11 protein-coding genes and 1 rRNA gene are annotated in these 12,642 nt (G+C 72.0%); 3 read left to right on the top strand and 9 right to left on the bottom strand.

Annotated elements, in window-relative coordinates:
• Positions 1 to 110 precede the first annotated feature (110 nt).
• The 4 genes from recN to IL992_RS28580 all read right to left on the bottom strand — a co-directional run bounded on the left by recN (position 111) and on the right by IL992_RS28580 (position 4,179).
• Positions 111 to 1,880, bottom strand: coding sequence for a DNA repair protein RecN (gene recN / locus IL992_RS28595; protein ID WP_193206482.1), 1,770 nt, complete (start codon positions 1,878 to 1,880; stop codon positions 111 to 113).
• Positions 1,881 to 2,062: 182 nt separating this feature from the next.
• Complete coding sequence (locus IL992_RS28590) at positions 2,063 to 3,010, bottom strand: NAD kinase (RefSeq protein ID WP_226873955.1); 948 nt, start codon at positions 3,008 to 3,010, stop codon at positions 2,063 to 2,065.
• A gap of 25 nt (positions 3,011 to 3,035) precedes the next feature.
• Entirely contained in the window at positions 3,036 to 3,845 is an 810-nt protein-coding gene (locus IL992_RS28585; protein ID WP_319018906.1) for a TlyA family RNA methyltransferase, read from the bottom strand.
• Positions 3,846 to 3,957: 112 nt separating this feature from the next.
• The gene (locus IL992_RS28580; protein ID WP_193206480.1) at positions 3,958 to 4,179 is read right to left on the bottom strand and encodes a hypothetical protein; all 222 of its coding nucleotides are present in this window, start codon (positions 4,177 to 4,179) and stop codon (positions 3,958 to 3,960) included.
• 422 nt (positions 4,180 to 4,601) lie between these two features.
• Between IL992_RS28580 and IL992_RS28575 the strand changes: the two genes are divergently transcribed.
• Positions 4,602 to 4,949, top strand: coding sequence for an SCP2 sterol-binding domain-containing protein (locus IL992_RS28575; RefSeq protein WP_193206479.1), 348 nt, complete (start codon positions 4,602 to 4,604; stop codon positions 4,947 to 4,949).
• Between the two features lie 209 nt (positions 4,950 to 5,158).
• Here IL992_RS28575 and IL992_RS28570 read toward each other — a convergent pair whose 3' ends face one another.
• Together IL992_RS28570 and IL992_RS28565 are read right to left on the bottom strand one after the other, a co-directional pair.
• The gene (locus IL992_RS28570) at positions 5,159 to 6,163 is read right to left on the bottom strand and encodes an HAD-IIA family hydrolase (protein ID WP_193206478.1); all 1,005 of its coding nucleotides are present in this window, start codon (positions 6,161 to 6,163) and stop codon (positions 5,159 to 5,161) included.
• Positions 6,164 to 6,183: 20 nt separating this feature from the next.
• Complete coding sequence (locus IL992_RS28565; RefSeq protein WP_226873954.1) at positions 6,184 to 6,525, bottom strand: tetratricopeptide repeat protein; 342 nt, start codon at positions 6,523 to 6,525, stop codon at positions 6,184 to 6,186.
• Positions 6,526 to 6,702: 177 nt separating this feature from the next.
• Here IL992_RS28565 and IL992_RS28560 point away from each other — a divergent pair, with 177 nt between their 5' ends.
• Positions 6,703 to 7,929, top strand: coding sequence for a DUF1015 family protein (locus IL992_RS28560; protein ID WP_226873953.1), 1,227 nt, complete (start codon positions 6,703 to 6,705; stop codon positions 7,927 to 7,929).
• Here IL992_RS28560 and IL992_RS28555 read toward each other — a convergent pair.
• Positions 7,904 to 8,509, bottom strand: coding sequence for a single-stranded DNA-binding protein (locus IL992_RS28555; protein ID WP_193206475.1), 606 nt, complete (start codon positions 8,507 to 8,509; stop codon positions 7,904 to 7,906). The genes IL992_RS28560 and IL992_RS28555 overlap by 26 nt on opposite strands.
• Positions 8,510 to 8,613: 104 nt before the next feature.
• On the opposite strand from IL992_RS28555, the gene IL992_RS28550 reads away from it, so the two are divergent.
• On the top strand, positions 8,614 to 9,540 hold the full coding sequence (locus IL992_RS28550; protein WP_319018886.1) for an MBL fold metallo-hydrolase: 927 nt from the start codon (positions 8,614 to 8,616) through the stop codon (positions 9,538 to 9,540).
• 78 nt (positions 9,541 to 9,618) lie between these two features.
• On the opposite strand, the gene IL992_RS46620 is transcribed toward IL992_RS28550, so the two are convergent.
• Together IL992_RS46620 and rrf are read right to left on the bottom strand one after the other, a co-directional pair.
• Positions 9,619 to 11,643 (bottom strand): hypothetical protein, encoded by a 2,025-nt coding sequence (locus IL992_RS46620; protein WP_226873952.1) that lies wholly within the window; start codon positions 11,641 to 11,643, stop codon positions 9,619 to 9,621.
• 879 nt (positions 11,644 to 12,522) lie between these two features.
• A 5S ribosomal RNA gene (gene rrf / locus IL992_RS28540) occupies positions 12,523 to 12,639 on the bottom strand.
• Positions 12,640 to 12,642 lie beyond the last annotated feature (3 nt).

Genomic DNA, 12,642 nt, shown 5'->3' with positions numbered 1-12,642 from the left:
GTACGCGCCGGACCGGCCGGCGGCGGCGAGCGGCGCAAGTCCGCGCGACCGCGAGACCCGGCGCGCGAAACCTCACCGCACCGCGCCCGGGCCGGCGACGGCCTCAGGCCTCAGCCGGCGGCGCGGCGGCCCGCCCGCCTGGCCGCCCCCGGGGACGCCTTCTCCCAGGCGGCCTTGTCGGCGGCGGCGATGGACAGCAGCTCGGCGGCGTGCGCCCGGCCGAGCTCGGAGTCCTCCAGGCCGGCGAGCATCCGCGACAGCTCCCGCTCGCGGCCCTCCTGGTCGAGCGTCACGACGCCGCTGCGGACCACCCTGCCGTCGCTCGCCTTCTCGACCACGAGGTGCTGGTCGGCGAAGGCCGCCACCTGCGGCAGGTGGGTGACCACGATGACCTGCGCCGTCCTGGCGAGCTTGGCCAGCCGCCTGCCGATCTCCACGGCCGCCTTGCCGCCCACCCCCGCGTCGACCTCGTCGAACACGAACGTCGGAACGGGGTCGGCGCCGGCGAAGACCACCTCGATGGCGAGCATCACCCGGCTCAGCTCGCCGCCGGAGGCGCCCTTGGTCAGCGGCAGCGGCGGCGCGGCGGGATGGGATGCGAGCCGGAGCTCGACCTCGTCCACGCCGTGCGGGCCGAAGCCGTCGGTGGCGCTGATCGCCACGCTCACCCGGGCGTGCGGCATGGCGAGCGCGGTCAGTTCCTGGGTCACCGCCTGGCCGAACCGGTCGGCCGCGACGGTGCGGATGGCCGTCAGCTCACCGGCCAGCTCGCCCAGCCGCTCGGTGAGCTCGCCGTGCTCCCGCGTCAGCTCCTCGATGCGCTCGTCGTCGCCTTCGAGCTCCGTCAGCCTCTCGGCGGCCCGCTGCGCCCAGGCGAGAACCGCCGTGACGTCCTCGCCGTACTTGCGCATGAGCCCGTTCAGCGCAGCCCTGCGCTCCTGCACCGCGGCGAGCCGCACCGGGTCGGCCTCGACCGACTCGGCGTACGCGGCCAGCTCGGTCGCCACGTCGGAGACCAGGTAACCGGCCTCGGCCAGGCGGTCGGCGAGCCCGGCGAGCGCGGGATCGAAGTCGCGCACGGACTCCACGGCCGCCTTCGCGTGACCGAGCAGCGACACGGCGTCCTGCACGTCCTGCGCACTCGACATCGGATCGCCGAGCAGCGCCGCGTGCGCGGTCGTGGCGGCGGTGCGCAACGCGTCGGCGTGGGAGAGCCGCTCGGCCTCCTCCTTCAGCTCGGCGTCCTCCCCCGGCCTGGGCTCGACCTTCTCGATCTCCTCCAGGCCGAACCGCAGCACGTCGGCCTCCTGCGCCCGTTCCCTGGCCTTGACGGTCAGCTCGTGGAGCAGCTCGCCCACCTGCTTGTGCCGCTTGTAGGCCTGCTCGTAGGCCCGCAGGGGTTTGACCAGCTCGTCACCGGCGTAGCGGTCGAGCGCCGCGCGCTGCCTGCCGGGCTGCAACAGCCGCTGCTGGTCCATCTGCCCGTGCACCGCCACGAGGTCGTCGGCGATGTACGTCAACGTGCCCACCGGCACGGCACGGCCGCCCAGCCAGGCGCGGGAGCGGCCCTCGGCGGAGACCGAGCGGGAGATGATGAGCTGCCCGTCCTCGACCTCGCCGCCGACGTCGGCGACCTGCTGGGCCACGCGGCCCCCGGGCTCGATCACGAGCGTGCCCTCGATCAGCGCCTTGTCGGCGCCCGGCCGGACCCTGGCCGGGTCGGCCCGCCCCCCGAACAGCAGGCCGAGACCGGTGACGACCATCGTCTTGCCGGCCCCCGTCTCACCCGTGACGACGGTGAATCCCGGTGACAGCTCCAGTACGGCCTCGTCGATCACGCCGAGCCCCTGGATGCGGACCTCCTCGACCCGTGGCCGCACTGGTCCCTCCCGTTTTGCCGACCGAACTCGCCAGAGATCCTACGCGTAACTCGTCAAGATTTTCGAGGACAGCGTGTCCGGACCGCGGCCCGAACGAGAATCTGTGGACACGAAAGCCCTGCTCACCCGGCATATCACCATCAACCGCAGCAACTCGCTGTGGACCGCGGCGTCTCTCGCGGTCAGCCGGAGCGTACGCGGCCCCGCCAGCCCTGCACCGGCAGTCCGAACTTCGCGACCAGGCGGTCGGTGAAGGGCGCGCCGGTGGTCTCCACCCCGAGCAGGCGGGCCAGCCGTACGGGCACCTCGCCCCTGCGGACCTCCACCCGGGCGCCGGGCGGGATGTCGAAGCGGCGGCGGCCGTCGCACCACAGCACACCAGCGCTGGTGTCGGGGAGGATCTCCAGCGCGAGCGTGGACCTGGGCGACACCACCATCGGCCGGGCGAACAGGGCGTGGGCGCTGTTGGGCACCAGGAGCAGCGCCTCCACCTCGGGCCAGACGACCGGACCGCCCGCCGAGAAGGCGTACGCCGTCGATCCGGTGGGGGTCGCGCAGATCACGCCGTCGCACCCCCAGCGCGACAGCGGCCGGCCGTCGATCTCCGCGACGACCTCCAGCATGCGGTCCTTCTTCTCGACCGACGCCTCGTTGAGCGCCCAGGTCCGCGCGAGCACCGAGCCGTTCAGGCGCACGACGACCTCGATCGTCATGCGCTCCTCGACCTCGTAGCGGCCCTCGACCACCAGGTCCACCACGGACGACAGGTCCTCCACCTCCGCCTCGGCGAGGAAGCCCACATGCCCCAGGTTCACGCCGAGCAGCGGCACCGCGGCCGGGCGGGCCAGTTCGGCGGCACGCAGCAGCGTGCCGTCACCGCCCAGGACGATGATCAGCTCGGCCTCCTCCAGTGCCGCCCCGTTATCCGGGACCACCTCGACATGGGCGCAGCCGAGCTCCTCGGCCTCCTCATCGAGCACCCGTACGTTGATGCCCGCCTCGATAAGCCGTTCCATCACCAGGCGGGCGCTGCGCACGGCCGCCTCCCGGCCCGTATGCGCCGTGACCAGGACGGTCCTCTTGGCGTCCGCCCGGTCGTCCGCCGCGCCGCCCATGCTCATCGCGCTCATCGTCTCCACGCCTCGCCGCCCGCGCTCACCGGGGTCCCTCCGCGACCGCCGTGTCGATGGCCGCGTCCACGTCGGGCACGGGGTCGTGCCCCGGCCCCTTCCCGAGCCACAGAACGTATTCCACGTTCCCCGACGGCCCCGGCAACGGGCTCGCCGTCACGCCCTTCACCGTCAGGCCCAGCGAGCCGGCCGCCGCCGCGACGTCCCGCACCGCCTCCGCCCGCAGGGCCGGGTCGCGTACGACGCCTCCCGGGCCCACGCGCTCCTTGCCCACCTCAAACTGCGGCTTGACCAGCATCGCGAACTCCGCCACCTCGGCCGCGCAGCGCACCAGAGCAGGGAGGACGAGCCGGAGGGAGATGAAGGACAGGTCCCCGACAATCAGGGTCGGCGGCTCGCCCACCATCTCCGGGGTCAGGTCGCGGACGTTGACCCGCTCCATCACCGTGACCCGCTCGTCCGTGCGCAGCGACCAGGCGAGCTGGCCGTATCCCACGTCGACCGCGAGCACCTGGGCGGCGCCGTGCCTGAGCAGCACGTCGGTGAAGCCGCCGGTCGAGGCTCCCGCGTCGAGGCACCGCCGCCCCTCGACGCGGAGCCCCTCGAACACGCGCAGCGCGCCGAGCAGCTTGTGCGCGCCCCTGGACACGTAGTCGGGTCCCTCGGCCGCCTCGGCGACCACGATGGGGGCGGCGGTGTCCACCTGCGTGGCCGCCTTGCCCGCCACCCGGCCTGCGACGCTGACCCGTCCCGCCTCGATGAGCTGGACCGCCTGCTCTCTGGACCGGGCGAGCCCGCGGCGTACGAGCTCGCTGTCGAGCCGGACGCGCTTCACCGGGCCCGCCCGGCCGCGCCGTCCCGTGCCGCCCGCCCGGCCGCGCCGTCCCGTGCCGTCCGGACCGGCGTCCGCGTCCCTCTCGTGGCGTCCGCGGCCGCTCCCATGGCGCTCACTGAGCGCTCTCCCGGCCGTCGTGGGCTTCGGGCTGTCGCCCACCGGCATCCTCCACGGACGCGAGCACCGCTTCGAGGTCGGCGAGGACCTGTTCGAAGACGCCCACGTGCTCGGACACCGGCGCGTGAGCGAGCCGTCCGAGAGGCGACAACGCGGCCTGCACGCCGTCGGCGCCCGAGGCGAGGTGTTCCCCGGCCGCGATCCCGCTGTCCGTCATGGTCCCTTCCTGCTCCGATCAGGCGCCCCGTCACGCTTGCGTGTTCCGCTTCCCCGTGCGGGGCCTCACGCTCGCGCCGTGGCTGGTCGCCTCGACGCTATCGGACGCCACCGACGGTCGTGCGCCATCCGGCCCTTCCACGGAGGAGCGCGGGCCTGCCGTCGCATGATCTCGCCTCAGCTGCCTGAGAGAGGCCACGCTCACCTCGCCGTCCCTTTGGTTGCGAAATCTACGGCTCGCGGACCGCCGAACTCGTGCCGTTGCCTTTCCATGACCCGACGCGGATTTCGCGCAGGCCGCCCGTGGAAAGCTACTGTCGGTAGGTAGAGGGGAATCACATCGTCGACCGGTGATCCGTGCGCGGTTTCGCAAGGAGACATGGTCCGCGAAGAGACACGGTCCGCGAAGAGAAAGGCAGGCGCATGGCGACCGTCGAGGAATGCCGGGCGGCGCTGGACAAACTCGTCGAGCAGTTCGACGAGATAAGCGAGGAGGACCGTGCCAAGCACGTGGTCGAACGCCGGCTGGCCTGCCGGATCTCCGATCTCGGCGTGACCTTCTACGGCCGCATCCACCGGGGCGGGCTCGACCCCTTCAAGGAGGTGCCCCCGGAGGACGGCCGGCCCGCCGAGGTCAAGCTGACGCTCAAGAGCGAGGACCTGGTCTCGATGGTCAACGGCGAACTCGACATGGGCCGTGCGCTGCTGGGCGGCCGGGTCAAGATCGACGCGAGCCTCGGCGACCTGCTGCGCCTGCGCAAGCTCCTCTGACGCGAGCTCCTCTGGCCGCCTCCGCGCGGACCACGCCACCCACACCACACGCCGGGCAGACCACGCCGCGCAGACCACGCCAAGCGGAGCGCGGATCCGGAGCACGAGAACAGGCGTGTCCGAGCGGACGGGGTTGCGAGGCGGCGGCCTCGAAACACAGGCGGACGCCGTGACCTGTGGGGCGCGAGGCGCCACCGCGCCCACGCCGGTCAGCGGCCGAGCGCCGCCAGGGCGGCCTTCACCGCGTCCTCGTCCGCTTGCCCGTCCCCCGCCGCCTCCCAGGTGGCGGCGCACGCCGCGCGCAGCCCCTCGACGGGGTCGCCCTCCCCGGTGAGCACGAGTTCCCCGTCCCCCCACGCGGCCGTCCAGCCGCCGCAGGTCCAGCCGTCCGAGCCATGGCGCACGGGGACCACGGGAGCGTGCAGGCCGGACAGGTCGGCGGCGATGTGAGTGGGACGGTGGTGAGGCGCGGCGGTGAGCACGTCGAGCGGAGTGGCGACGCCGGTCAGCACGAGGAGGCTGTCGACACCGGCCCGGGTCGCGCCCTCGATGTCGGTGTCGAGCCGGTCGCCGACGATCAGCGGCCTCTCGGCGCGGGTGCGAATCATCGACTCGCGGTGCAACGGCGGCTCCGGCTTGCCCGCGACCACAGGTTCGACGCCGGCCGCGGTGGCGATCACGCGGCTCATCGACCCGTTCCCGGGCTGCTCGCCCCGGCCCGTCGGCATGGTCGTGTCGCCGTTCGCCGCGACGAACCACGCCCCTTGACGTACGGCGAGCGCCCCTTCGCAGAGCAGCCCGTAGGACAGGTTGTCGGCGATGCCCTGCACCACGGCGGCGGGCGCGTCCAGGGCCGTGGTCACGGGGCGCAGGCCGTGCTCGCGCAGCGCCATCCGCAGTCCCATGCCGCCCACCACCAGGACGGCCGAGCCCGCCGGCACGTGCTCGGCGACCAGCCGTGCCGCGGCCTGTGCGGACGTCACCACGTCCTCCGGGGCGGCCGGAATGCCGAGATGGCTGAGGTGCTGGGCGATCGCCCCCGGCGTGCGGGACGCGTTGTTGGTCACGAACGCGAGCCGCACGCCCTGGTCCCGGGCCTTCACCAGCGCCTCCGGCGCGCCGGGGACCGCGTGTTTACCGAGATATACGACACCGTCGAGGTCGAGCAGCAGCGTGTCGTAGGCGCCCACGAGCACGCCGGTGGTTTCTGGCATGTCGGAAGTATGGCCTACGGTCACGCCCGCCTCGCCCGTAGCGTGGCCCTGACCTGCTTCAGCGCGGACACGTAGTGCCGCAAGTCGGGGCGCATCGCGACCGCCACCGCGAGGGGCTCCTGCGCTCCCTCGATGTCTCCGCTGCGCCACAGGGACAAGCCGAGACCGAAGTAGGCGTAGTCCTCGGCGGGGTTGGCGTCGACGATCCAGCGGAAGCTGCCCGCGGCCTCGTCGTAACGCTTCGAGTTGAACTGGGCCCGCGCGAGGGCCTCACGGAGGCTCCGCGAGTCGGGCTCGGCCCGTACGGCATGCTCCAGGATCGCCGCCGCCGCGGCCGGGCTGCCCTCTTCGAGCAGTTTCATGCCGCGCTTGAACCACTCATAGACGCCACCGGAAGGCGTACCGCCCGGATCATTGGAAGAAGCAAAGGCCTCGTTTCGCCCTTCGATCATGGGGTAAGCCCTCCTACACTCCGATTTCACAAGCAACCGGGCACCGCAGCGTCGGGGAGTCCGGGCACTTATGGCAACATGCCCGGTATGGAGAGTTCTGAACGGGCGGGACTGGTGCTACGTCCGTTCCACGGCGTCCGTTACGCGGTGGACGATCTGGCCGCTGTCACCTCCCCGCCGTACGATCTCATCTCCCCTGACGAACTGCGGGAACTGCTCAGTCGTCATCCGAACAACGTAGTGCGCCTGATCCTTCCCGGGATCAGCCACTACGGTGAGGCGAGCGCCGCGCTGAGCGAGTGGCTCGCGGACGGGGTGCTGACGGTCGACTCCCTGCCCGGTCTGTACGTGTACGAGCAGAGCGGTGTCGGTTTCCTGCAGCGAGGCCTGATCGGAGGCGTCGGGGTCGGGTCGACCTCGGTCCTGCCGCATGAGAACGTCCTGCCGGAGCCCGTCGCCGACCGGCTCGCCCTGATGCGGGCCACACAGGCCAACTTCGAGCCGATCTTCCTGTTGTACGAAGGCGGCGGCACCGCCTCCCGGCTCGTCGACGACGTGGCGACACAGCGCTTCCCCCTTATGGACGTCCGGACCCGTGAGGGCGTGCACCATCGGCTCTGGGCGGTGACCGACCCCCACGAGATCGAAGCCGTCGCGGAGGACCTGCGTGACCGTCAGGCGCTGATCGCCGATGGTCACCATCGTTACGCCACCTACGAGGCGCTGCAGAAGGACCACATCGGGCCCGGCCCCTGGGACTACGGCCTGGCCTACCTGGTCGACTCCACGGTCTACCCGCCCGACCTCAGGGCCATTCACCGCGTCATCCCGGGGCTGCCCCTGCAGGAGGCCGCCGCCCGGGCCAAGGGCGCCTGGCAGGTCCACGAGTTCCCGCTGGTCGAAGACGCCCTCGCGGGGCTCGCCACGGCGACCGGCCCCGCCTTCGTGCTCGCCGGCGAGGGACCCGCCCACCTGCTGACGGATCCGGACCCGCTGCAGGTCGAGCACGCCGTGCCGTCCGGGCAGTCCCCGCGGTGGCGGACGCTCGACACCTCGATCCTCACGACGTTCCTCCTGCCCAAGGTGTGGGGGATCACCGACAGCGAGCAGTCGGTGATGGTCGTGCACCACGACGCGCTCGCCGCCGTCGAGAGGGCGCGCCGGCTCGGCGGGACGGCGGTGCTGCTGAATCCGCTGTCCACGGAGGACGTCCTCACTGTCGCGGCGCAGGGCGAGCGGGTGCCGCGCAAGTCGACGTCGTTCGGCCCCAAGCCCCGTACGGGCCTGGTCATGCGGACCTTCGCCACTGATTGATCACCTCGTCGGCGGGCTCAGCCGAGACGGCGTCATTCTGGTGATCACAGGACGACGTCGCCGGAGCGCCGACGGCCTGACCGCCCGAAGAGCCTGCCGGCAGGCCCCCGGGCTTCGCCTCATGTCCGGAGGCGCCGGAGAACGCATCACCGCCGGAGGCCGCCTCCTCGGTCGCGCCCGCATCGGCGACCACGCCCCCATGATCGGCCTGACCGGTCTCGGCGACGGTGCCGTCGTCGGCGTGCGGCTTTCTCCTGCGCGGCCTGCTGCGGGGCACGGCCGCTTCGACGCGGCGTGCCGTACGGACCTCGATCTCGTAACGGCTGCTGCCGCGCCACCAGCGGCGGCGCAGCGCGCCTTCCACCTCCACCAGATCACCGAGTTGCCAGCCGGCCAGCATGTCGCGCACGACGTCGTCGAGCGTCGCGCACTCGATCGCGTCCGACCGCTGATGGCCCGAGCGGCCTCCCGGCCTGCGGACCGCGAGACGCCACCGCGTCAGCAGGGCTCCGCTCGGCAGTTCCCGGTGTGCCGGCTCCATGGACAGCCGCCCGGCCAGCACCACCTCGTTGCGGTGCATGTGATCTCCTCTCTGCCGTGGAGATCACTATGCGTGGCCAGGTTGGGCCGGCGCGGCCCTGAATGCCATTCTGTGAATACCGGTTCTAGTTTCAGGGGTGGCCTGTGGACAACGTGACTCCACTCGGCGGCGACGTCTACGAGATCGACACACGGATGGCGGGCTATTCCGGCATCACCGCGGGCTATCTGATCCTCGGCGACCGCCCCTGCCTCGTCGAGACGGGCACCTCGACCTCGGCTCCTGTGGTCAGGGACGCTCTGTCCTCCCTCGGGGTGGGACCGGACGATCTCGCGACCGTCGTGGTCACCCACATCCACCTGGATCACGCCGGCGGCGTGGGGGACATCGCGAACCACTATCCGTCCGCGGAGATCGTCGTCCATGAGAAGGGCGCCCGCCATCTCGCCGATCCGTCCCGGCTCATGGCGAGCGCCAAGATGGTCTGGGGCGACAGGCTCGACGTACTGTTCGGCACTCTGGCGCCCACCGACGCGGCCCGCATCAGGGCCCTCGGCGACACCGGGACGATCGATCTGGGCAACGGCCGCACCCTGGCGAGCCACTACTCCCCCGGCCATGCCAAACACCACGTGGGTCTGCTCGACTCGCTCACCGGTGACCTGTACGTGGGCGACGCCGCCGGCGTCTATCTGCCCGAGACCGGAGACCTGCGGCCCGCCACGCCGCCACCGGACTTCGACCTCGACGTGGCCCTCGGCTCGATCGCGCTGTTCACGGCCCTGAAACCGCAGCGGCTGCTGTTCAGCCACTACGGACCGGTGGAGGACGTGCCCTCGACCCTCGAACGGTCGGCCGAGGAGCTCCGGATCTGGGTCGACCTCACCAGACGGGCCAGGGCCGAGGGACTCGACCTCGATCACGCGGTCGCCATGGTGCGCGACCGGACGCGGGAGCGGTACGCCGCGTTGCGCGCCGACGAGGCCACCGCTGAGCAGTTCGAGCTGCTGAGCGGCGCACCGTCGAACGTCGCGGGAATCATGCACTGGCTGGACCGCACCCCGCGCTGACTTCCGGATCCCTGAAAGCGCCGCTTCTCCCGGCGCAAAAATAAACGGGCGCCGCCGAGGCGGCGCCCGTACAAAACGTCAGGGCTGACGCTTCACCCGATCCTCGGAATCCTCGGAATCCTCGGGGCCGTCGAGCACGTCACCGAAGTCCGGCTCGATGAACGCGGGGCCGTAGGACGGCGCGCTTTTGGCGGAAGGCCGCTCGGCCACCTCATCGGCGTCGCGCGACTCCTCCCCGGCCGGTGCCGACGGTACGGCCGCTGCGGGCACCTCGCCGGCCGAGGACGTCGCGGCCGCATCGTCGGCTGCAGGCTCGCCGTCCGCCGCGTCATCGGTCAGATCGTCCTCGTCGGAGAGGTCGCCGTCCTGGGGGCCGTCGGAGATGTCCGCCTCGTCCTCCTCGTCCTTGACCGCCTCGCGAATTTCCTGGTCGTCGATTTCCTCTTCATCGTCGGCAAGGTCGTCCAGGAGGTCACCGGACTCGGCGCCGGACTCGTCGTAGCTCTCCTCCAGGTCCTCGATGAGTCCGCCGGTCAGCTCGGCGTAGCGCTCGGCCGCATCGGTCTCGCCGTCCTCGTCGAACGCCATGGCACGAGCGAACCAGTCGGTCGCCGCTTCCTCGTGCCCCGCGTCGGCCAGGGCGTCCGCGTACGCGAACGCGAGGCGTGCCGACCACGGCTTCGGCTGAGGGTCGCGCAGTTCCGGAACCCGCTGCAGCGTGATCACGGCGGCGTCGTGCTGGCCGAGGTCGCGGCGGGCCCCGGACTCCACGATGGCCAGTTCGATCTTGCCTGCGCGGTCCAGCCGTTCGGCCTCACGCGACCGGACGAGGTCGAGCGCCCGCTCGGGCCGCCCGAGCCCACGCTCACAGTCCGCCATGATCGGCAGGTACTCGTCCGAGCCGGTGATCCGTCTGGCGGCCCGGAGGTCGCCCAGCGCCTCGGCGTACTGACCGGCGTGGTAGGCGGCGATCCCGGTGGCCTCGCGGACCACGCCGATCCTGCCCGCGAAGCGGCGGGCCACCTTGGCGTGCTCGTAGGCCTTCTCCGGGTCCTCCGCACCCAGCGCACGGGCGGCCGCCACGAGGTGGCCGGCCACGAGGTCCGCCAGGTCGTTCGGCAACGAGCGAAGCTCCGCACGCGCCTCCCGGTCCAGCTCGTCCGGCGTGATGTCCGGGTCGAGCGGAGGAATCTCCTCCCGCGTCCTCGGCCTGCTCTGCTCGTCCGGCCTGCCATAGCGGGTACGGCTGCCGCCCCGATCGTCGCGGCTGAAGGGACGCGCCGCGCCGCGGTCGCCGCTGAACGGCCTGGACTCGTCACGGTCCCTGCCGAACGGCCGGGCACCACGATCGCCATCGAACTGGCGTCGTGGCCGGTCGCCGGAGCCCGGCTCACGCCCACGGAACGTCCGAGCCCCTTCCTCACGGTCGCGGCCGGGACGTCTGTCATCGCGATCCCGGAAGGATCCCCCGGGCTTGTCCCCCGGCGTACGGCGCGGCCTGTCGCGGAACGAGTCCCGGTCGCGGTATCGGTCACCACCGGTGTCCTGCCGGTCCCCATAGGGGCGCCTGGGCCTGTCCCCGCCGCCCCTGCCATCGCGATCGCCGAACGAACGCCGCGGCCGCTCCTCGCCGCCGAAGGCGCGATCGGTGCCCCGGTCGCCACCTCGATCGCCGTACGGACGCTGGGGACGGTCCTGCCGCTCGTAGCGGCTTCCGCCCCTGTCGTCACGGCCGTAACCGCGCTCCTGGTCCGTACGCCGCGGCGGGCGACTGCCGGACCCGTCACGATCGTCGCGCTCGTACCGAGGCGTGAACGAACGGCCTTCCCGGCTCTCCCGGCCCTCACGGCCGTCACGCTCGCGGAAGCCGTAGCGCCCGCCGAAACCGCCGCCCTGGCGCTGCGGGCGGTCTCCGTATCCGCCGCCTTCCCGCCGATCACGGCGCTCACCGTACGGCCGGCTGCCGCGGTCGTCCGAGCGGAACGGGCGTCCGCCCCGTTCCTCGCGGTCCCGGGAGGAACCCTGTCCGCCGCGGAAGCCGTCGCGGTCCCCATAGGAGCGACGCGGCCGATCGGTACGGAAGGCGTCCCGGTCCTGATACACGCGCTCCCTGCGTCCTTCGGAGCCTCCGGCTTCCCTGCGTCCTTCGCCGCCGCCGGATTCCCGGCGTCCCTCGAAGCCGCCCGCCCCGCGCGGCCGGTCGCCACCGCGGTCGAAGCTCCGCCCTCCGTCGCGGTCGCGGTATCCGCCGCGGTCGTCGCCACGGCCACCCGCGCGATCCCCGGTGCCGAAGGGACGGCGACCGCGGTCATCCCGGTCACGGTAGCCACCACGCCTGTCACGATCCCCATAGGAGCCGGTCGCCCTGTCGTCACGATCACGCGAACCGAACCGTCCCCCGGACGGTCCGCCCTGGTCGCGGTTGCCGCGTCTGTCGGACTGGAACGGGCGCTCGCCGCGCTCGCCGCGGTCGCTCCGGAAGCCTTCTCGCCGCTCTCCATAACGACCGCCGAAGCCGCCGCTTCCTCCGTTACCGCGGAATCCTCCGGAGCGCTCAGCCCGGTTTCTGCTCTCTTCGCGGTTGTCTCCGCCACGGCCCGCGCCGTCGCGCCCGTCTTCTCTGTTCACTTCTGTCCTCTGTTGCTTGCTCACCGCGTCCGGTTCGCCGGCCGCAGGGCTCTGTCTTCCCGCTGTCCTGACTAGTGGGGATCTGCCCCATACCCGATGAGTTCCAGGGAAGACACGTTGTTTGCGCCGCAGGTCCGCTGGGATCGCGTCCGCCGCAGCCTTCGCTTCTCGTCCGATGCGACGAAGGCCACCCGTGGTGGGGTGGCCCGGCATTGCCAGCCTAGCGCGCCATCACCACCGCCCGGGCCTCGACGGGAGCTTTCGTTCCCGTCGACGCGGTTTCCGCAGGGTGAAGACATGGCCTCATAAACACAGAAGGGCCACCCCGCCTGGGGTGGCCCTTCTCGAAAGATTGTCCGGCGGTGTCCTACTCTCCCACACCGTCCCCGGTGCAGTACCATCGGCGCTGGCAGGCTTAACTTCCGGGTTCGGAATGTAACCGGGTGTTTCCCTGCCGCTATGACCGCCGTAACC

The organism is Microbispora sitophila (assembly GCF_014892245.1).
GTDB classification, from domain to species: Bacteria; Actinomycetota; Actinomycetes; order Streptosporangiales; family Streptosporangiaceae; genus Microbispora; species Microbispora siamensis.
Note: the sequence above shows the minus strand (reverse complement) of the source record. Positions and strands in the feature narration are given on the sequence as shown.